Annotated in this window: 13 protein-coding genes and 1 pseudogene; 8 read left to right on the top strand and 6 right to left on the bottom strand. The window is 62.9% G+C overall.

What is annotated here, in order from left to right:
* Window positions 1–85: 85 nt before the first annotated feature.
* The 5 genes and pseudogenes from OKW35_RS32645 to tnpC all read left to right on the top strand — a co-directional run bounded on the left by OKW35_RS32645 (window position 86) and on the right by tnpC (window position 8,921).
* A complete protein-coding gene (locus OKW35_RS32645) occupies window positions 86–4,516 on the top strand; it encodes a hypothetical protein (RefSeq protein ID WP_429554230.1) in 4,431 nt (1,476 codons plus the stop codon).
* Complete coding sequence (locus OKW35_RS32640; protein WP_429554229.1) at window positions 4,513–6,270, top strand: hypothetical protein; 1,758 nt, start codon at window positions 4,513–4,515, stop codon at window positions 6,268–6,270. The genes OKW35_RS32645 and OKW35_RS32640 overlap by 4 nt, the downstream gene beginning before the upstream one ends.
* A 182-nt stretch (window positions 6,271–6,452) precedes the next feature.
* On the top strand, window positions 6,453–6,866 hold the full coding sequence (gene tnpA, locus OKW35_RS32635; RefSeq protein ID WP_429554228.1) for an IS66-like element accessory protein TnpA: 414 nt from the start codon (window positions 6,453–6,455) through the stop codon (window positions 6,864–6,866).
* Window positions 6,863–7,207: an IS66 family insertion sequence element accessory protein TnpB gene (gene tnpB / locus OKW35_RS32630; RefSeq protein ID WP_429347231.1), complete on the top strand. Its 345-nt coding sequence runs from the start codon at window positions 6,863–6,865 to the stop codon at window positions 7,205–7,207. The genes tnpA and tnpB overlap by 4 nt, the downstream gene beginning before the upstream one ends.
* Before the next feature lie 30 nt (window positions 7,208–7,237).
* A pseudogene (gene tnpC, locus OKW35_RS32625) lies at window positions 7,238–8,921 on the top strand (IS66 family transposase).
* Window positions 8,922–9,260: 339 nt separating this feature from the next.
* On the opposite strand, the gene OKW35_RS32620 reads toward tnpC, so the two are convergent.
* Together OKW35_RS32620 and OKW35_RS32615 are read right to left on the bottom strand one after the other, a co-directional pair.
* On the bottom strand, window positions 9,261–9,521 hold the full coding sequence (locus OKW35_RS32620) for a hypothetical protein (RefSeq protein WP_429554227.1): 261 nt from the start codon (window positions 9,519–9,521) through the stop codon (window positions 9,261–9,263).
* 749 nt (window positions 9,522–10,270) lie between these two features.
* Window positions 10,271–10,720, bottom strand: a complete 450-nt coding sequence (locus tag OKW35_RS32615) for a hypothetical protein (RefSeq protein WP_429554226.1) — start codon at window positions 10,718–10,720, stop codon at window positions 10,271–10,273.
* Between the two features lie 720 nt (window positions 10,721–11,440).
* Between OKW35_RS32615 and OKW35_RS32610 the strand changes: the two genes are divergently transcribed.
* The gene (locus OKW35_RS32610; protein ID WP_429554225.1) at window positions 11,441–11,788 is read left to right on the top strand and encodes a hypothetical protein; all 348 of its coding nucleotides are present in this window, start codon (window positions 11,441–11,443) and stop codon (window positions 11,786–11,788) included.
* A gap of 1,098 nt (window positions 11,789–12,886) precedes the next feature.
* Here OKW35_RS32610 and OKW35_RS32605 read toward each other — a convergent pair.
* On the bottom strand, window positions 12,887–13,771 hold the full coding sequence (locus OKW35_RS32605; RefSeq protein ID WP_429554224.1) for a replication initiator protein A: 885 nt from the start codon (window positions 13,769–13,771) through the stop codon (window positions 12,887–12,889).
* Between the two features lie 685 nt (window positions 13,772–14,456).
* Between OKW35_RS32605 and OKW35_RS32600 the strand changes: the two genes are divergently transcribed.
* Both OKW35_RS32600 and OKW35_RS32595 read left to right on the top strand, forming a co-directional pair.
* The gene (locus tag OKW35_RS32600; protein ID WP_429554223.1) at window positions 14,457–15,590 is read left to right on the top strand and encodes a hypothetical protein; all 1,134 of its coding nucleotides are present in this window, start codon (window positions 14,457–14,459) and stop codon (window positions 15,588–15,590) included.
* A 613-nt stretch (window positions 15,591–16,203) separates the two neighbouring features.
* On the top strand, window positions 16,204–18,078 hold the full coding sequence (locus tag OKW35_RS32595; protein WP_429554222.1) for an ABC transporter ATP-binding protein: 1,875 nt from the start codon (window positions 16,204–16,206) through the stop codon (window positions 18,076–18,078).
* Window positions 18,079–18,162: 84 nt separating this feature from the next.
* On the opposite strand, the gene OKW35_RS32590 is transcribed toward OKW35_RS32595, so the two are convergent.
* From OKW35_RS32590 to OKW35_RS32580, 3 genes are all read right to left on the bottom strand, one after another.
* Entirely contained in the window at window positions 18,163–18,627 is a 465-nt protein-coding gene (locus OKW35_RS32590; RefSeq protein WP_184006244.1) for a DUF2214 family protein, read from the bottom strand.
* Between the two features lie 139 nt (window positions 18,628–18,766).
* Window positions 18,767–19,615 carry a hypothetical protein gene (locus tag OKW35_RS32585; protein ID WP_429554221.1) on the bottom strand — a complete coding sequence of 283 codons (849 nt, stop codon included), beginning with the start codon at window positions 19,613–19,615 and terminating at the stop codon, window positions 18,767–18,769.
* 260 nt (window positions 19,616–19,875) lie between these two features.
* Window positions 19,876–20,940 carry a glycosyltransferase family 4 protein gene (locus OKW35_RS32580; protein ID WP_429554220.1) on the bottom strand — a complete coding sequence of 355 codons (1,065 nt, stop codon included), beginning with the start codon at window positions 20,938–20,940 and terminating at the stop codon, window positions 19,876–19,878.
* Window positions 20,941–21,555: the final 615 nt, after the last annotated feature.

Genomic DNA, 21,555 nt, shown 5'->3' with positions numbered 1-21,555 from the left:
GCGCCGCGAGAGGGGGCGGTGACTGTAGGGAACCGGGACGAAGCTCGGTAGGCCTGGGGCGCACATTTCAACTGGAGAAGTCCATATGTCAACGTCTGTAGGCGTCGCTCCGGTGGGTGAAGCCTCGACCGTAGGTCACAAGGGCCTCGATGCCCGCACGCCGCTGCTTCTCTTGCCCGTCAACGTTCAGACGAGGTTCGTGGATCCCGTCCGAGGCGATCCCGAACTGTGGGTGAGGCTCTATCCCGACCAGATCGCGGTCAACTCCCATGAACCCGAACTGACCGATCAGGAGGTTGCGGCCGGCCAGGCGTACTGGAACGCGGCTTGGGCGGCGGGCAAGCCGGCGGCGAAAATCGACGACGTCAAGGCGCCGTGGAGAACGCTCGTCGGTCGGTACGGGGCGCCTCGCGCCGCATGGATCGCGCTTCAGATGACGCCGACCAACACCGCGCAGCAGCCGGCCGCGCCGACGCCGAGCGGGGGCACCCCCGTGCCGCCCCCCGTATTCCCGGTGCCTCCGAGCAGGAAATCGTCATGGGAGAAACCAGCGGTTGCGGACTGCCTTCCGGATGCCTGGACGGTCATGCTCTTCTCCGGGACGCAGACCGGGACATTTCGCGGTTCGCCGATCCAAACTCCCCTTGCGGTGAGCCTGACGCCGCCCGCCGCCGCGTTGCCGGCGGGCTCGCCTGTCGATCCGGGGCTGCAATGGATGGTCGACTTCAACGCCGCAGTGACCGCCGGGATGGCCTTGAAGATCCCGCTTACGGCTGCGCAGCGGTCGGGCGGCTTCGATCGGATCCTGGTCTACGGTGTCCGTGCTGGCGATCCGAACGCCAGCCAAACCTTCGCCGACCTGCTCACAGCACACCACTATACGGATGGTTTTGCGCTGGTCCCGCAAGGGTCCCCGACCAACAACACACCAGACGCAAGCTCGGCATTCGGCCGCAAGGATCCGGATGCGGAGCTGAGCTTCAAGGTTGAGCGCCAGGACGCGCTCACGTCGAACCCGGACTGCGATGGCCTACGGTTCACCTCGCTTATCGGGGTCCCGACCGGGATCGTCGACCACGTCGCATACGCGGACGGGACCAACGAAGCCAGTGCCGCCGACATGATGCGGTCCCTGTGGCCTGCAACGCTCGGCTACTTCCTGACCCAGATGATGGCGGACGTTTTCACGGCCGAGGTCATCGAGGAGGCGCGCCAATACGTGTTGGCGAACGCCGTCCCCAGGGGACCGATCCCGGCGTTCCGGGTCGGACAAACACCGTACGGGGTCCTTCCCGTCACGTCGCTGGCGCATTACCGCCCGAATCCGGACCTTGCGGGGCCGATCGAGCCGAACATCACCTCGTTCCTGCAGAAGCTCTGGCCCAACTGGCTCTCTAGCGCGAACGGCGCTCCCCATATGCAACGCGGCGGGGACCCGGATCAGAACCTGATGTCAGTGCTCGGGATGGACGCGAGTTCCATGACGTTCCAAGGCCGGCAGGTACTGGGCGCCGACTTCATGTGGAACCTCTTCAATTTCCTGGGCGAACCGAAGGAGTTCCAAAACAAGTGGTTCCTGGACTACGCGCTCTTCGGACGGTTCCTGCTGGACAGGTATGGATTCAATCAGTGGAACCCGCGGCTGCTGCAACTCGGCTTCGCGCAGGACAGCTTCCCGGTCAATCTGCCCACGGTTCAGGACGGGCCCCTCTCCGAGACGGACGCCCTTAAGGCTGACGCGGACCTGGGCGGCGGCAAAAAGGGCAACTACATCGATTGGCTCCGCGCCGCCTCCGTACCCGACCTTCAACAGGAGAACTATCCGGGGACGAAGCCGACCGCACTTCTGTACAAAATCCTTCGCCAGTCGCTCCTGTTCGACTATGCGAATCTGCCCACGATCGCCGAGGTAACTGCGGGAAGACTGATGGCCGAGCAGGTCCGAGAAAGCGAGATCATTTCGGTTCAGCCGAGCACCGCGTCGTTGACGCCGCTGCAGGTACTGGCCCGCCCATCCATTCCCAACCCCCAGATCTCGTGGGCCGAGTATGTGATGACCACGAACTTCGGGGCCCAGTCGCCGTTCGCGCAGCTCAATGACCTCCGGGCCAGCCTTGCCAACCTGTCGAAGCTGCCGACGGCCGAGCTGGACCGCCTTCTGACCGAGACCCTTGATGCGTGCAGCCACCGGCTCGACGTGTGGGCCACGTCGATCGCGCACGCGCTTCTCAAGCGCACCCGCGACGCCCAGAACAGCGGAGTTCATCTGGGCTGCTATGCGTGGCTGGAGGACATCCGGCCCGAAACCGGCCGGGCGCCGGTCCAAGGTGTCGAACTGGAAAAGGTTAGAGCCCTCGACGCCTTTCGAAAGCAGGTGGGCTTGAACGTTCCACTTCAGCCGCTCAGCGATGGCGGCGGATACATTCATGCGCCTAGCCAAACCCAAGCCGCGGCAGCGGCCGTGCTGCGCAGCGGCTACATGACCCACACGCAGACGGCCGAGGAAGGGTTGTTGTCGATCGACCTCTCTTCGGAGCGGGTCCGAAGGGCGCTCCTGCTGGTTGAGGGCGTCCAGGAGGGTCAAAGCCTCAATGCGCTTCTCGGCTATCTCTTCGAAGACGCCTTGCATGCGCAGGCTTTAAACACTTACATCCAACCGTTCCGCGACGCCTATCCAGTCGTGGGGAGCAAATTGACGCCATCGAGCGCTCCGAACGAATCGGTTGCGGCCTCGAATGTCGTGGACGGTCTAGCCCTGCGGACCGCCTGGGACGGAGGGAAGCTTCCGACCGGGCAGAACTGGGGCAACGGATTGCCCGATGCCGGCGCCGATCAGAACGCGGTGATTGCCGTCCTCCAGACCCTCGACGACTACGCCGATGCGCTTGGCGACCTCTCGATCGCTGAGGCCGTGTTCCAGGTGATGCGCGGAAACTTCGGGCGCGGCGGCGGCCTGATGGACGCCATTTCTCGAGGCTCGCGGCCGCCCAAACCCGATATCGTGGACACCCCGCGCGGTGGGATCGACATGACCCATCGGGTCGAGCTGCTATTTGCAGGTGACCCGACGCCGGATCCCGCCTGGAGCGGCGTAACGGTGAGGCCAAGAGCCGCCGCCGAGCCCTGGCTCGACGCTTGGCTGGGGTCAGTGCTTGCCGACCCGGCCATCGTTCGCTGCGAGGTGCAGTACGATTCTGGAGGCGCTTCCAACTCCCAACTCGTTAGCGTGCTCGACCTGGACGTCGGTCCGCTCGATCTGTTAGCAATGTCAGACGCGGCCGAAGTGCCCCAGCGTTCGGAACTGGAGAACCGTGTGCTCTTCGCGGCCTCGTTGCCCGCGGACGCCGCGAAGGTTCAAATCGTGTTCCAGTCCAGCGCGCTCCCTCCCAACTCGATCCTTTTCCCCGACATGCTGTTTGTCGCCCAGAAGCTGCGAGGTCTCATCGGCGCGGCCAGGACGCTCACACCGCAGGACATGGCCCCACCCGAAACCGATGCCGGAAAGGCGGGCGGGACGATCGACCTCGCCGAACTGCAGACGCGCGCCAAGGCGGCCGTGAAGGCCCTCGGGGACGATGTCGCCGCCTTGACCACCGCGATCGCGGCACTGCCCGGCGCGCCCGACCCGGTGCGGCAGGCCCTGCTCAAGTGCAGCTTCTACGGGGCGACGGGATCGATCCCGCTCACGAGTACGGGTGCCGACGCCGGCCTCGGCGGTCAAGCCCAAGGCGTTTTGAAGGTGCTGCAGGCACGCTTGACCAAGGCCTCGGCGGTTGTGATCGCCACGGCGCCGGTCGCCGACCTGCTGGACCTATTCAACTCGATCTTTGGGGATCTGGTGGTACTCCCTAGGTTCAAGGCCCCGAACCTTCCAGATCTTCAAACCGCGTTCGGGCAGTCGGCCTCGCTGATCGCCAGCGATCCGGTTGCGCCGGATCGCTGGCTTCGGCAGTTGACCCATGTTCGGCCGGCCGTCTCAAGGCTTGACCTTGCGCTTTGTTCGGCCCAGGCTTTCGGGGAGAAGTCGCTCTATCCGCCGGAACTGCTGCTTGGACAGATGCCGTCCCCGCCGGCAGCCGCGCCGCCAGACCGATGGCTGGCGCTGCCGCTCGATCCTTCCAACGTGCCTCAGAAAGGCAGGATCGCCTTTGCCTGTCTCGCGGTGGGCGATCCCACCACCGAGAGCTCCTGTGCGGGACTGCTCATCGACGAATGGAACGAGCGAATCCCGAGCACGCAGGAGAACGCGGCCGTCGCCTTCCACTTCAAGGAGGCGAGCGGCCGGGCGCCACAGGCGCTGCTGCTGGCCGTGTGCCCCGATCAGCGCGAGCTCTGGGACGAAGGGTTGCTGCAGATGATCCTGTTGGAGACCCTGGAGCTTGCCAAGATCCGGACCGTCGACCTGGCGAGCGTCGAGCAGGTCGGCCAGATCCTGCCCGCGCTCTACTTCGCGCTCAACCTGCAGGGGGCGACCTTCTCGACCCGCTTTTTCATGGAAAAAGGGAACTTGCTTTGACGACCATTCAAGAAGTAACGAAGGCCAGTTTGGCAGCGCCGTCGATCACGTCCTGGACGCGTCTTGAGCCTTGGCCGCGCGATCCCACCATGCAGCGCAGTCTTCAGGCCCAGATTCGGGACGCGACGTGGATGCTGGCGCGCCAATGGCAGATGGGAGAGTTTCTGGGCGATGACGCCGGCTCACCCGTTCAGGCCACGTTGGGAGGCGAGCTTCAGACCGTCACGACGTACCGCCCGGGCTCGAATCCGAGCGCCACTGTCCCATTGGACACGAAACTGCCGCTGGAGGTCCACGTCGAGCGGGAAACGGTGACCCTAAAGCTTCGGGGCTCGGTTCAGCTCGGCTATTACTTCGAGTCGCTGGTCCGAAAAGCGGGCATCGCTGGCTCGAACATGGTCATCGCTGCGTTTCGAACCGGGTTCCCGATCGCGCCCGATGCGCCGGATCCGACCTACGCCCCGATCGATGCCCTTCGGTTCCGATCGCTCGCTTCCGGCAAGGCCCTGGACGGCGAAGCGCTGTACGCATCGGCGGTGGCAGTGGCCGCAGGGAAGACCCCGGCCATCCCTTTGCCGCCCGAGGCCGTGGATCCCGGCATGCCCGCGGTGCTGGCCGATCTTGTGGCGTATCGGGCAGGCCTTTTCAACGAGCCCGATCATGATCCAGCGTGGCAGTCGAGCTCGATCGACTACGACTTCGCGCTCGGCTCCCCGGCGCCGAACAACGACCTGCAGCTCGATGCGGGCGACTTTCCCGGCGGCCATCTCGACTGGTACTCGTTCACGCTCGAGCCCGGCGATCGCCGCCAGGTCCCGGTTGCCAACCCCGCTCAGGTCACCCCGGTCAGCTTCAACTTCTTCCCGAATCACGTGGTCTTCCGTGGAATGCACGATCCGCGCTGGTGGATGTTCGAGGACAGCGTTACCGACTTCGGCCAGCTCGACGCTCAGCATGTCGATCTCGCCAAGCTGCTCGTCATGGAGTTCGCATTCGTGTACGGGAACGACTGGTTCTCCGTCCCCGTCCCGACCCCGATCGGCAACTTGAGCCGGATCACGACCCTGGTGGTGACCGACAATTTCGGTCTCAGGACGTTCATCCGCCCCGCCGAGCAGACGCAGGTGAACGCGGGCGAGACGCCATGGTCGATGTACAAGCTCTCGGGCCCGGGGACGCGCTCGGACTTCATCATGATGGCCCCCACGTTGGGCCTGGTCGAGGACGCGGCCGAGCTCGAGGAAGTCTCGTTCGTGCGGGACGATGTTGCAGCCATGGCGTGGGCGGTGGAGCATCAACTTCAGAGCGATCTGGACTTGCCTTCCGACGCCCAGGAAGCCTATTTGCAGAGGCCGAAGGAGAACGGCCCGCCTGCCCCACCGGTCGCCACGCCTGGCAGGCCGAAGATCTACTACACGACCGAGATTCCGGTCCCCGATAACTGGATCCCGATGGTCCCGGTGCGAACCGCACAGGGAGCCCTGTACCTGCGGCGAGGCACGATGGATGTCCCGACCGCGAGCGGGGTACTCCAGATCGTGGCCCGCGCGCTGATCCTGGAACCCGGCAAGCCGTATTTTCTGGCCGATCATGTTGTATCGCGTTCGGGAGTGAGGGCCGACCGCTATTTCCGCCGCACCCGCTCGATGGACGGCACAACCTACGTGTGGATGGCGAGAAGGTCCGGCCCGTCTGCGGGCCCTGCCTGGTCAGGTCTGCGGTTCGACGTCGTGCGGGACATGGACGCCACCTGACGGCGGTAGCTATATGCCGGAAATTCCTTCAGGTTCGGTAAACGGCCCGTGCAGGTCGTCGACGGTGGTAAAGGCGTTGCCGTCCCATGATCGTAATCGCCTCGCGACGGCCGTTCCCTAGTCCGAGCAGACCTGTCGCATGATGCGAGGGTCGAAGTAATCGGAGACGGAGGGGAACAGTCATGTCGAATGCGGAACGCCGTAGCCATCGCAGCTACTCGCTCGAGTTCAAGCAGCAATTGGTTAAGGAAACCCTGGAGCCGGGCGCATCGGTTTCGATCGTAGCGCGGCGGCATGACATCAACGCCAACGTCGTGTTCGAATGGCGACGTCTGTATCGGGAAGGCAAACTGGAGCTACCAACGTCTGATGCCTCACCGATGTCGCGTACCGAGCTGCTGCCGGTCGACGTGATTGACCTCCCCACGCCAGTGCAGCGTACCTCGCAGCCGACGGCAAACGAGTCGCCGAAGACGATGAACAACCCGCCAGCAGCGGTCTGCGAGATCGAGATCGAGGTCGGCAAGCGCCGCGTGCGAATCCGCGGCTTGCCACTGGAGCGCGCCGAATCATTCCTGCAGGAGTGCCTGCGGTGATCCTGGTTCCGGCGGGCACGCGGATCTGGCTGGTCGCGGGCGTCACGGACATGCGCTGCGGGTTTCAGGGGCTGGCGGCGAAGGTGCAGACAGCGCTCGAGGAAAACCCAATGGGCGGCAACGTGTACATCTTCCGAGGCCGCCGCGGCGATCTCGCCAAGGTCCTGTGGGCGACTGAAGACGGGCTTTGGCTCCTCTCCAGGCGCCTCGAACGCGGCCGTTTCGTCTGGCCCCAGTCCGATGGCGGCAAGGTCTTCCTGACCTCGGCCCAGTTGTCGATGTTGCTCGAAGGCATCGATTGGCGGCAGCCGCGTCGCACCGCCACGCTCTCAATGTTGTAAACCGCGCGGAAGGCTCGTAAACTGCGCCGCATGTCGAACGGCGCCGATCTCCCCGACGATGTCCACGCCCTGCAAGCCATCGTGCTTGCGCAGCATGCGTCGCTGGTCGAACAGCGCTGCGAGATCGAGCGGCTGCTGCGAGACATGGCCGAGCGGGATCTCGAGATCGAGCGCCTGAAGGGTAATCGCCTCGCGACGGCCGTTCCCTAGTCCGAGCAGACCTGTCGCATGATGCGAGGGTCGAAGTAATCGGAGACGGAGGGGAACAGCGCAGATCGACAAGCTCAAGCGCATGCAGTTCGGCCGCAAGTCCGAGCAGCTGGACCGGCAGATCGCGCGGCTCGAGACTGAACTGGAGGAGCTCACTGCCGGGCGTGGCGTTGCCGATGTCCGCCGCGCCCGCGCGTCGACCGCGAGCGCAGCCGTCGGCGACACGTCCCCAAAGGAAGCGCTGCCGCCTCATCTGCCGCGCGAAGAGCAGGTGCTCGAACCCGATTCGACCTGCCCGGAGTGCGGCAGCGCCATGCAGCCGCTCGGCGAAGACGTGTCCGAACAACTCGCCCGGGTCGCGGCGATGTTCAAGGTGATCCGCACGATCAGGCGCAAGACGGTCTGCCCGTGCTGCAACCACTTTGCCCAGCCGCCGATGCCCGGTCTGCCGATTGAGCGCAGTATCGCCCATCCGAGCCTGTTGGCCGACATCCTCGTGTCGAAGTTCGCTGACCATCAACCCCTGTATCGACAGTCGGTGATCGCTGCGCGCGACGGCGTGAAGCTCGATCCGGCCAATACGGGCCGCTGGGTCGGCCAATGTGAGGCCCTGTGCGAGCCGCTGACCGAGGCGGTGCGCCGTTACGTGATGGCGACCTTCAAGCTGCACGCGGACGACACGCCGATCCCAGTGCTCGCACCCGGCAACAAGAAGACGAAGACTGGACGACTGTGGGTGTACGTACGCGACGACAGCCGCTCGGGCTCGACGAAGCCGGCCGCCGTCTGGTTCGCGTATTCGCCCGACCGCAAAGGCATCCATCCCCAGGCCCATCTCGCCGGGTTCGAGGGCGTCCTGCAGGCGGACGCGTATGGCGGCTTCAACGAGCTGTACGCGGGCGGCAAGATCCGCGAGGCCGCATGCTGGGATCACGCGAGGCGATACATCTATGACGTTCACGTGCGCACGCCGACCGAAGCGACCCGACACGTGCTCGAGCTGATTGGCGGACTGTACGGCATCGAGGCCGGCATCCGTGGCAAGCCGGCCGCCGAGCGGCAGCGCGTACGACAGGAGAAGAGCGTGCCGCTGCTCGCAACCATCAAAGCGTGGATGACAGACAAGATCGCCGCGCTGTCGACGAAATCCGAGCTGGCCAAGGCGATCCGCTACTCCCTCAACCAATGGGACGCGCTCGTGCTGTACTGCGAAGACGGTCGCCTGGAGATCAGCAACGCTCTTGCCGAAAACGCCCTGCGCTGTGTCGCCCTCGGTCGCCGGAACTACATGTTCGCCGGCTCCGACAGCGGAGGTGAGCGGGCCGCCGCGATGTACAGCCTGATCGGGACGTGCAAGCTGAACGGCATCAACCCGCGCGCCTACCTGGAGTACGTCCTGACTCATATCGCCGATCACAAAATCAATCGCATCGATGAGCTGCTGCCCTGGAACGTGGCCGACAAGCTGCCCAGGCAGGCCAGCCCGCCGGCACCTACCGTCTGATTGCCGGAGAGATCCAGATAGATCGTGTCCATGATCGACGATCATGGACACGATCTCCCCCGATCTACCCGTTACCCTCCAGGTCGCCATCTCGATCATGCCTCACACGCGTGTAACGTTGGGAACGGCCCCCGCATACGGACTTACCGATCAATTGCGTTGACGAATTGCTACCCTGGCGTGTTGCCGCATACTTGCAAAATCCACCCCCAACCTGCGGCTCCGATTGAACAACAGCGCGCGAGAGCACGCCCGGCTCGCCCGGAACGACTCACACGCGCTGAGTCAGTCGCCGACTGCACCCGGTGAAGCGATTCGTTACCCGGTAACTATGAAGGGCTATCGTGGAACCTGGAAGTAGGTATCCCATTCTGTGGAGTGCGGATCGAGCCTGCGCACGATCGCCGCGTCCGCCCGCACTACCAGCCGCTCCAGCATCTCACGCTTCGTTACCGAGTAACGACGTGCCAGCCGTGCGAGCGCGAGATCGGCTTCAGTGGTCACCCACATGTCAAGCCGCCGCTCGCCGTTGCCATCGTTTCCAGCCGTCGCCCGCCTCGCCCGGTAGGCCGCCTGCCGCTCTGCTGTTGTTTGTGCCATCCGCTTCCCCTCGTTCATTGTTACCCGGTAACGACATGTCCGAACTCGTTACCGGGTAATGCAAAATACCCAAAGGGGATAGCATGTCCCGCTTCGCACCGCGTCGTCGAGAAAAAAACGAATGGCCCACGCGAGGCGCTTACATATCGTCTCCTGACGCTGCTGTTAGAACTCCGGCCGGCTAATGGATGTCAAGTTGGTAGAGAAAGGTCGAAATTTGTGAGGATGCGTAGTTTTCCTGATCAAAAAAACTGACATCGGATTCTACGATCGTTCATTGACGCCACATAGGCGACGCTTCAATTTTGCCCAGTGTCGACCTCATTCATCTGATGTCGAGGCAGCGCGAAGTACTTCCCGAATCGGACCGAAGCACGAGAGAAACGCCTGAGTCCGCGCCCGGTCGCGAGAGCGGCGGCCCATCGGCAAATCGCTTCGCCATTTTCCGGGCTGCCTCCAGTGCGCAACCCGCGGCGACAATTTCATCGGCGAGCCCGAGCTTTTCTGCCTTGACGGCGTGCATCGGTCGAGCCATCCCTAAAACTCCGACCTTTCGCGATGCAGCGTCGGTCGCGTCATCCCCGAAACCCTGACCTTTCGTTGATTGCCGGGGCGATTGCGTCATCCCCGAAACCCTGACCTTTCGCGATGCGGCGCCAGTCGAGTCTCCCAAAAGCTTTTACCTTTCGCGCCGTAGAGCCGGTCGAGCCATCCCCGAAACCTGACCTTTACGCATCGGCCGCGCGCGGTCAGTCCTGCATCGCATATCGGCTCGCGCGCGCATCATGCAGCGCGTGATGCCGGCCGCCATGCTCGCGAAAGTACATTTCCGAGCGTTCGGGGCGCAGCGCTTGGCCGATATGGCAAGCCAACCAGCCATCCGGCACATCGCCGACGAGAAGATCCACGAACAAATCCCAGTCGCCCGCATAATCGAAGCACAGCATGCGCTCTTGCTCGCTGTCGAACTGAGCCAGCCACGCGAGGAGATCGGCGCGCAAGGCATCGCGCGTGAAGACCCGGCCCGGATGCTGGCCGAGTTGCGGTATCACCGCCTCGCGCACGAACGCGGTACAGGTCGCATCGTCGTAATCCGAGCGCTCACCGTAGAACTCGCGGCCATCGTCGGCGACGAGCGCGATCGAAATCAGGTCGCAGTCGATGAAGTCCGTGAATTCGGTATCGACGAAAAGACGCATAATCCGGCCTCCAGCATTGCTGCAGCAGCTTCATAATCTGGGGGTCTCGGCTTGCGGCCGGACTCGTCATCGCCCTGATGGGCTCGATAAGCTCCACCATGCGCCGATAGCGAGGATAAGTGCGGGTATGCGAGTTCAGCTTGCGGCCCGCGCGTTGCGTCCGCCTCGTTTACTCCCACAGCCGCTCGATATGCTTTCGCCTTCAGGGGGCCGGCGAACGCCGTTGCACAAGTTTCTCATTGTCCTTGGATTCATCCGTCGCTTCCCTTAACGAATGCGTGGCAGGCGGCAGCATCGAGCGAAAACGTCGCAACGACGCATTGTGAAAATCCGGTTCTCCCTGAACAAAGGCCGCTCCCCCAAAACGACGCAGAAACGACGCATTGTGTCGGCCGGGACTCTCACGACAGAGTTCAACCTCGTCGTATCAACGCAGCATCAACGCATTGGTCATCGGCGTGTCCCATTCAGTCACGCCGGCTTGTGATCGCGCCGCTTCGCACTTGCTACCTTAAAGCGGGACAAACGATCAACCTTTGGTGAATGCTTGATTGGTCTCGTCGTCTGAACGAAAGGCGCAGTGACCCGCCCCCCTCGTCCTCTCCGACCGTGAGCGGCATGCCCATACTTTCCGATGCTGTAGTCGCTCAGATGGCCCATGACTTTGGCAGCGTGCTCTAACGAGATGCTGGGATCAGCCTTCATATCGGAGGCCACTTGGTGCCGGAAACAGTTGGGACTGACACGCGTCCGCAACCTTGGGAAAGTGCTCTTTCCAAGCTGAACGACACTGTTGTAAAGATAGTCCTTGTCGTGCGCAATCGTGAACTCAGCCGTCCCATCGATTGCATGGTGAGCAGACAAGGCATGCAGAAGCTTCAATGCTGGATTGGCATCGTTGTCGATCGCAAATCCGATGATGCGTGTCGGCTGCCCCCGTTCCCGTCGACCGGCGTCAACGCACTTCGCGCCCTTTATCTTTATCAGGAGATGAGCGCCGCGCACAATCACATGCGCACCGTTTGCGAGTTCTGCCGAACGGCATCCAGTGAGCCAAAGAATAGCTAGTGCAGGAAGCAGTTGTGGTCTGGAGTCCCGCCATTGCGGTTCGCATGCCTGCCTCCATAGGGCCTCACGCCAGTCTGGCGGAAGCAGCTTAAGAGCGGGTTTTTTCGCTTTTCCCATTGTGCGCGTCTATGGTTAGGTTGTCACAGCGTGTGAATTCGTCCTTGGTAGGTGTCGGCGATATCGATTTCTTGACGGTTAGAAATCGGCCCAGCACCACCCCCGAGTCGCTGCGCGCCTCGACCCCTGAGGGGTTGGGGGCTTGGTCTGTTTCAGCCACAACCAGCCATGCATTCGCATGTCGTTGTTGTGGCTGAAACAGACCAGGCCCCCTCTTGTCCGACATGCCGTCTGGACAAGAGACCGACACGATTTCGGCATGTTGGAAATCGGGATCGACTGGTGTTCGGCGGCGAAGAATTTCGACGAATCGTAGCCACCGCTGCCGGGTTTCGGTGATGACGTGCGCTGCCTGTCATTCCCGCGCCCGCCCCTGGACGGCTGCGCTGCCCACCCCGCGAGAGCGTGGACAGCGCCGGCTCGTTGGCCGGCGTTCCGCAGCCGACCACCGGCTCCCCGCGACGTTTTGCCTTCGGCCTGACGCGCCCCCACGGGGCTTGCCCACGCGAGAATGTCGACTCGACCATAGGTCCCCTCTCTGCAAGCCAAAGCCCTCATTGGCCGACCATGTGAATTGGGAGCGCCGCGAGCCCGGATCGAGCCGCACCGGGACCCGCGCCGTAGGCGTGGGAAGAGCGGCGGCCCGTAAGGACGATCCGGCTGGGCACTGAATTGACCGCCGGGGGGGCCGTCAAGGCGCGGAGCGCCGTTTTGGCCCCCGCTTGCGGGGGCGTGTTGTCGGCTCGAACCTGTATCCATCGGAATACGTTAAGGTTTAAAAAGGTTTTGGTTAACTGCGCGCGCGCGTTACGGTTTCTGGGACCCTTTCCAGATAACGTTTTGCAGGGTATTTGCGTCCGTGAAACCACGGATCGGAGCGTCCGTAAAACAACGTGTCAATCCACAGGCGAAGCGTCCGTGAAACCACGTGTCTATCCACAGACGCGGCAGACTTTTCCACAAGGCAGGCGACACGTGGTTTCACGGACGTTTGTCCTTGCTCAACCCAACCAGGACGTCCGTTATCTGGGCCGTTGCACCGTTCTGAGCGCGGGCGTAGAACGTCACCGTGTCGCTCGCGGTGTCGAACACCACGCGGTAGTCGGGCAGTTCATTGGACTTTGCCAGCGCCTTAATGGCGGCCCGGAATTTGCGCAGTGTGTCGGTACTGCCGCTCTTCTCGTGCAGCACTGCAAGGGTCACGCGCCACTTGGCCTGCGCGCCGCCGTGTTTGCGAACCAACTCATAGATGCGTCTGTCCAGCGGCTTACGCAGTCGAAAATATTCACGGCTGAGAGTCTTCACCTGCATGCTCTTGACCGAGCGCCACAGCCAGTCCGGCAGAGTCACTTCGACAGCTACCATGCGGTCGTCGTGATCACGCTCGATGACGCACCACGACTCTACCAGTCCGAAACCTCGCTTCTCGCGGTAGCCGTCGGTCGTTATGTTCGTTTCGATGAGTGTACCGCCGAGCCGCACCAAGGCATCGCCCATGCGCTTGTAGCTGTCGCCATCGGTACGCCGGTTCGTCGCTACAAGGAAATTGTGGGCCGTAAAACGCACCACACGCCCAACGTCCTCGCGACCCCGATTGATCGCCTCCACTAGATGGCTAATGCAGTAGATCCAGATGTCCTTGTCGTGGATCGTCGCGCAACCGTAAGCGCCCGGCATGACCTTGACCGTCACGCCGTTGCGCCCATAGCTGCGCACGCGCCTATCACCTGCCTTCAATGCAAACAGCGGATGCTCCATACTCGCCATGTCGTCCTTCGGCGTGGCATCCGAGATGTCCGCCACGAAAAAATCGCGCTGCTGGTGACGGGCGGGGACAAGGCGTCCCTTCTGGATCACCAACTCCACGCTTTTATCGGCTCTCCAAGCGTCGCGCCCGTCTATTCCACGCGGTGCAGCCTCAGCCGCCGCCGCTGCTTCGAGTACGCGCGGGACACGGCGAAGGGCTTCAGCAACAGGCTTACCTCGCGATCGCGCGTCGGCAACTACCGATGCTTCTTCCGCGGCCGCAGCCGGAAGAAGTAGTAGTTCGTCACCTCGCTGCACGAGCGTCGCCTCTTCACACTGTATTTATTGCGCATCCGACTTACGTCGGCGACCGCGGCGTGAACCCGAACTATGCGAGTCATGCGCGCCAAGTGTGCTATTGGGCTGAGCCGGGACAGGCAACATGCCAGCCATCCACCCGCGCACGTCTGCCACACGCCAGCGCACGCAGCGGTGCTCGCGGATCACGGGATCAGGGACCTTCCCAACGTGGAGCCGAAAATTGAAGGCCGCGCGGGTGATGCGCAGCAGCGCTGCAAACTCGTCTGCGTTGATTAGCGCCAGCGGATCCAGAGCATGAAACTCTGAACGGAAGTCTCGAGCCTTTAGTATCGAGTTAGTCGCGCTGAGTTGGGGATGGCTATTGATAGATTCCTGCGCAGACCATTTTGCTTGCATTTGATTCCCCTCAATGACTATTGCGAGATGGGGTCACGATACGTATCATCGACAAGTCACCGTAATGGCGTTGTGCGCGAGTTAGGCTATGACCGCAAAGCGGGAAACGATCGAATACAAGTGCAAACAGGCTGCTGCGAGCAGCCTGTTTCAATGCATTCTGGAAAGGAGCGGCCTGACCCAGACGGAACTCGAATTCCGTTTGGGTATCGAACCGGCCGACGGGAGTAATTACGGAAGGTATCTGCGCGGTAAGCAGGTGCCGCCTTGGGGGCGACTACTGCAAATCGTGCGCATCGCCTATCGCCAAGGCTTCCTGACGCAAGACGACCTGTGCGAACTTGGCCTTGCAAATGCAGCAACGACCTCCCGGAACGCCGACGACATCAAAAAAGATAGGGAGGCCGCCGTTCGCTTGTTCGTGGACGGTCAGCGCCGCATCCTAGATGGACTGCTGCCCATGTACACACATGGGCCAAGTGGTCAGCGGGAATTCCGCGAGCCCGAAGACGGCAGTGAAATGGCCGGTGAATACAAAAGATGGGTTGCAGAAATTCAGCGCCTGGGAGGCAAAGTCACATGGGAGTGCTATCGAAGACCGCCTACCGCCGCAGATCTCGACCTCGTGGGCTGGGAGGCCGAGCAGGCTGCGAAGGCTGCAAAGGCAGACCAACAGGAGTCCGAAGCCGGATTAGCAGCTGCGCGAGAATTCTTGGACGAACTTGAACTCGGCAAGCATGACAACTTGTCTCTCATGATCAAAGCGACAATTCATGCTGCCCTCACCCGGCTGCTCAACGGCAGTGCTGAAAGAGACGCGGCCGCCCTGGAAGCCGCGCGCGACGAATACTTTGCGGTCTTTGATGCCGCGGAAGCTGCCTCATTGCCTCCGTCACCGCCATTGCCATTGCATCACCCGGACATCGTAAGACACTTGAACCTGTGGTTCGGTGGGCGTGAATACTCCGCCCACCCATACCGTCTTATCCATGATGATGAACTGACCGGCAACGATTCCCCCCAAGGCATCGGAGGCATCGAGGTATTCAGTATTCACCGCGCCGCTTGCCAACGTAGGGCCAAGATGGCAGAAGTGCAGAGCGCCAAGATGGCAAAGCGGGCAATCGCGCGCGCAGCACGCCCGGACTGGCGCAAAAGTGGCGCAATGACAAGCAACAACAGGCAACACCGAACGGAGCGCAGCAACCGCAAACCATTGTAAAATAACGAACCACTGGTTTTTGAAGTCGTATTTCCGGGGCTGTTTTCGGGTTCACACGGCAGGGGTCACTGGTTCGATCCCAGTACTACCCACCAGATTCTTGGTGTGTCGATCACCGAAGACAAAAGGGCTTACGCAGCAATGCGTAAGCCCTTTTTCTATTTGCCGGCAAATACGTCGCATGCGCCATACGAGATATCGTTGGCTATAGAACCACGTCGTTCCGTAGGTTGGCGAGCGCCCCGCACTATTGCTATATTCGGCAAACGGGCATTCGCCCGGTCCGGCTCCGTCCGGTTTCTCCATCTTGAACCATCTCAGGGAGGCGCCCCATGTTTGCAGTGCATCGCGCGCTCCCCCGCATGGTTCCACGACCGCCGGCCCGTCCGCCGCGACCGATACGACCTTGAAGCCGCAGCGTTGTCGCTGATGCGCCGCCGCCTCGGCAGGCGCACCGCGTTCATTCCAGACAGTCCGTTGTTCCGTTGCCGTTGTTTGCCGTCATATTTTTTCGCGCGTTCCCGCGCGGATTCCGGCATCCGCTGGCTGTCTACCCCTTTTTCGCTTCTGACTGGAATCTCGGCGCGCTCGTGCTTCCCCGGGCCCAAAGCAAATGGCTAACAGAAAACTCGACTTTCGCGGACAAGCCTTCAAGGATGTCCTCGGCTTCACCTTCCGTCACTGGGCGCAACAGCCGGGGCGCATCGTCGTGATCGCGGCGCTCGCGCTGTTCACGGCGGGCGCGGACATCCTGACGCCGGTCTTCGCCGGACGTCTCGTCGACGCGATCGCGGCCGGTCCGGCGTCGTCGGCGCCCGTCTGGCATCACGCGCTTGCGGCCTTCGGCGCGCTCGCCGCGCTCGGCCTCACCGCGACGCTGCTGCGCCAGGGCGTGTACTTCAACATCATCCGCTTCACGCTGAAGATGATGAGCGAGATCGCCGCGCGCGCGTTTCATCGCGTGCAGCGCTTTTCGACCGACTGGCACGCGAACAGCTTCGCCGGCTCGACCGTGCGCAAGATCACGCGCGGCATGTGGGCGCTCGACCTGCTGAATGACACGCTGCTGATCGCGCTGCTGCCATCGCTGGTGATGCTGATCGGCGCGACCCTGCTGCTCGGCTCGCGCTGGCCCATGATGGGCAACGTCGTCGGCATCGGCTCGCTGCTGTACATCGGCGTGACCGTGACGGTGTCGCTGGGCTTCGTCGCGCCGTCCGCGCGTCTCGCGAACGCGTGGGACACACGCATGGGCGGCGCGCTCGCCGATGCGGTCAGCTGCAACGGCGTCGTCAAGGCATTCGGCGCGGAAGCGCGCGAGGAAGCGCGCCTCGCGCACGTGATCGGCAAATGGCGGCAACGCACACGCCGCACGTGGGTGCGCGGCACGCTCAACGGCGGCCTCCAGGGCGGCATGCTGGCCGCGATCCAGGCGGCGATTCTCGGCGTGGCGCTACTGCTGTGGGCACGCGGCGAAGCGAGCGTCGGCGACATCACGTTCGCGCTGACGATGTTCTTCATGCTGCAAGGCTATCTGCGTGACATCGGCATGCACATCCGTAACCTGCAGCGCTCGGTCAACGACATGGAGGAACTGGTGTCGCTCGAGAGTCAGCCGCTCGGCGTCGAGGATCGTCCCGGCGCCGGCGCCATCGCGATCCGCGACGGCGAGATCCGCTTCGAGCAGGTGTCGTTTCACTATGGCGCGCACAGCCGGCCGCTCTACGACGACTTTTCCATCCGCATCGCGCCGGGCGAGCGCGTCGGGCTGGTCGGTCATTCCGGCTCGGGCAAGACGACCTTCATCAAGCTGATCCAGCGCCTTCACGACATTTCGGGCGGGCGGATCACGATCGACGGCCAGGACATCGCGCAGGTCCAGCAAGCGTCGCTGCGAAGCCAGATCGCGATCGTCCAGCAGGAGCCGGTACTGTTTCACCGCTCGCTTGCCGAGAACATCGCGTATGGACGGCCCGGCGCGACCCGCGCCGACATCGAGCGGGCCGCGCGGCTCGCGAGCGCGCACGACTTCATCGCCGCGCTGCCGAACGGCTACGACACGCTGGTCGGCGAACGCGGCATCAAGCTATCAGGCGGCGAGCGTCAACGCGTCGCGATCGCGCGGGCTTTTCTCGCCGACGCGCCGATCCTGATTCTCGACGAAGCCACGTCGAGCCTCGACAGCGAAAGCGAAGTGCTGATCCAGCGCGCGATGGAGCGGCTGATGCAGGGGCGCACGACGCTGGTGGTCGCGCATCGGCTGTCGACGGTGCGCGCGCTCGACCGGCTCCTCGTGCTCGACAAGGGCAAGGTGATCGAGGAAGGCAGCCACGACGCGCTGATCAAACGCGACAACGGCTTGTACCGTCGCTTGTTCGAGCGTCAGGCGCTGGAGCTGATCAAGGGTCTCGGCGAGCCGGAGCTCGTGCGCGAGTCGGCAAAGGTCAAAGCCGACCGGGTCGACGATTCTGGCTTGTTGGTCGGCTAGCGCGACGCAGGCATGCACCAGGCTTCGCGGCAAACGATGCCACGCCTGGCGCCACCAGCCCCTGGCAATAGAAGGCCCGCCGCGCTACACCGCGCCGGCGGGCAACCCGATGCCGCGCGCCATTCCGGTCGCGGCAAACACCATCAGAACCAGCAGCACGGTCTGGATCACGCTGAAATGCGCGTAAGATCGCGCCTTCTTCAGATTCGGCGCCGCGCCGCTGCGGATCGACGCGCGCCAGCGCATCAGGCCGAGCATCGTGGGCACTTCGAGGATCAGGATCAGCACCAGCAACGTCATCTTCACGTGAAAGAGCGGCTGGTGCAGGTAGTAGTCGGCGCCCTTCTCATAGCTACCGAACATGCGCATCAGGCCGGTCACGATCAGCACCAGCGCGGCGATGCCCCAGCGTGAATCGGCGCGGAACACCGAACGCAACGCGGCGGGCACCGACGCGCGACGCAGCGACCACGTGCGTCTGAGAATCGACGCGAGCGCAAAACCATAAGCGAGCAGATGAAGGGCGGCAAGCAACCAGCGAACCAGCATGGCGACTCCTGCGAAGATCGATGAGTGTCCCACTCGCCCGCCTGCAGGCCGGGCGCCTTGATTGCATTATCGACGAAGCGTCGCTTCGGGATGCGTGCATCGGCCACGCGATGTGACCGATAGCACAAAACATGCAGCGTCAGACCTGGCGCAGCGTGGTGTCGAGCGCGCGAGCGGCGACGCGATCGCCTTCGGTCGTCAGCGCGGCGCGGAAAACGGTCTGCCGGTTATGACCCGCGGCGGCCGGCGAATCCCACAGCAACTCGACCTTCGGACGTACGCCGAACGCGCTGCGCGCAAGCGAGGGCGCCGCGACCGACCCTATCGGCGCCGCTGACGCGCCGGCCTTGCCCGGCGCGCCGAACGCGACCGCGGGCGCCGGCGTCGCGCGCGCATTGGAACCGCTCGCCCAGCGCACCGACAATTCGCGCGCATCGTATTGCCCGACCTTGCGCCGCTCGGCCCACACGACGACGGTGCGGGTCAGCGGATCGAGCGACACCGCATAGCGGCCGATCGCAAAGCGCCGCGCCGCCACATTGGTGCGCCACAACGGCAGCGGCCGGCAGATCCACAAGACGACCGCATATAGCACCGGCGCCGCGACGAGCCAACCGTTGCTGGCCGCGACCGCCTGCATCGCGCGACGCCAGCCTGCGCTCGCGACGAACGCGCCGACCGACCACAGCGCAAACAGAAACCCGAGGAACGCGAACAGGCGCAGCGCCTGACGCAGCCATTGCGGCAACGGATGGAACGGACGCTCGGCGACGGCGCGCGCGCCCGGCAGGAAGATCAGCAGGAACAGAAAAACGAGGTTGATACATGCCCACGGTGAAGACGCCATCGCGGTCAGCGCGGTGGTCAGCTTCATCTCGGACATCGAGAAAAACCAGCGGGCGGCGAGCACGAGACCGATGGCGCGCAACGTAAAAATCGTTCCGGCGCCGGGCGCGGCGTTCGCGCGCGTCTCTTTCGTTCTCGCCAAGGCATCCTCCTGTCGTCGGCGGCACCGCAGCCCAATTTGCGGCACGGCAATTATAGGGATATTACCGAGACTGGCTCGTTCGCGCCGCGCGGAAACCCGTATTTTCAGTGGTGCACCGACGAAAAACGCAGCGCGCATGCAACAACGCCCCGCCGGCGACGTGCCGGTGGGGCGTTCAGAGCAACGAAGGAAGCGTGCAACGAGTTGCTGCCGACAGCGTTTTATCTACCGCGAAACAACTGCGGCGAAACAATCGCCAATCAGCCCGCGTTGACTTCGCGCAGCACCGTGCGATGTTTGCGGCGCAGCAGCTCTTCATAGGTGGCGACGTAGTTCTGCGCCATCACCTTCGACGAGAAGCGCGCCTCGAACGCCTTGCGCACGCCAGCGCGGGGCAGCGTGTGCAGACGTTTGACGGCGGCGACCGCGCTGATTTCGTCCTCGACGACGAAACCCGACACGCCGTTTTCGATCACTTCCGGCACCGAACCGCGATTGAACGCGATCACCGGCGTGCCGCAAGCCATCGCCTCGATCATCACGAGACCGAAGGGCTCCGGCCAGTCGATCGGGAACACCAGTGCGTGCGCATTGCCGAGAAACTCGCGCTTTTCAGCTTCGCCGATTTCGCCGATGTACTCGACGTGCGACAACGACATCAGCGGCTTGATGACTTCTTCGTAGTAGGCACGGTCGGCCTTGTCGATCTTGGCGGCGACCTTGAGCTTCATGCCTGCCTGCCCGGCGATGCGAATCGCCCTGTCAAGCCCCTTCTCCGGCGAGACGCGACCCAGGAATGCGAGGTAGCCGGGCTCGACGTTGGGAATCGGCTTGAGCACGTCTTCCGGCAAACCGTGATAGACGGTTTGCAGCCAGTGCGCCTGCGGCAGCGGAATGCGCTGGTTGTCCGAGATCGACACGACCGGCACGTCATTGAACGTGTTGAAGATCGGCTGCAGTTCAGGCAGATCGAGACGGCCGTGCAGCGTCGTGACGAACGGCACAGGCTGACGCGCGAACAGAGAGAACGGGTAGTAGTCGATGTGGAAATGCAGCACGTCGAATTCGTCCGCGCGGCGGCGCGCTTCTTCGAGCAGCAGCATGTGCGGCGCCATCACATCGCGGATCGTCGGGTCGAGGCGCAGGGCCTGCGGCCAGAAAGCTTCGAGCTTCGCCGAGGTTTGCGAATCACCGCTTGCAAACAGCGTGACGTCGTGGCCCTGCTCGACCAGCGCCTCGGTCAGATAGGACACCACGCGTTCCGTACCACCGTACAGCTTGGGAGGAACCGCCTCGTGCAGCGGAGCGATTTGAGCGATTCGCATATTGACGAACTCCTAGTAAAAAATCAGGCAAAAGTACTGCATTTGGAAAAAGCGACCCGCTTGCTCGCCAGGGCAGTCTGGCCGGAAATGCCGGCGCGGGCCTGATTCTTTTGAGAAATCCTGCGATGGATCGCTTGGTAACGAGCCCGGACAAGTGGATCAGCGACTGGGCATGTGCGAGTAAACGCGCCCGTTGCACCGACGTTGACAAACTGTCAGAAAAATTGCCGGGCTAACGAGCACGCATTATCGATGCCTGGATTATTGCAGCACCACAGCATTTCAAAGTCTTTACGTTGTTACAAACGCGAAACACTTTGCAAACCCTTGTTTTCAAAGACAGTTCTACAGTATGCACGAGGTTTCGGGAGGCGCGGCGGTACCGTGTCTGTTAGCTCTCGCCCATCAGCGTTGCCGGTAGGAATTGCAAAATTGCCGCAGCGCGGTCGAATGCAATCTGTAATCATATCTCGAAATTTTCCGCAATCTGCCTGAATGGCCCGTCGGCTGGTGTGTCGGGACGACGCAGATCGCGGAGGTCCATCGCGAAATCAATCGCGTCAAAGCCCGGATACACAGGGCGCAATCGCCTTTGCATGTTTACAATGCGAAGCA

It is taken from the genome of Paraburkholderia sp. MM5477-R1, assembly GCF_050436385.1.
Classification (GTDB): domain Bacteria; phylum Pseudomonadota; class Gammaproteobacteria; order Burkholderiales; family Burkholderiaceae; genus Paraburkholderia; species Paraburkholderia tuberum.
The sequence above is the reverse complement of the archived record's forward strand: the minus strand, read 5'-3'. Positions and strand labels throughout refer to the sequence as shown.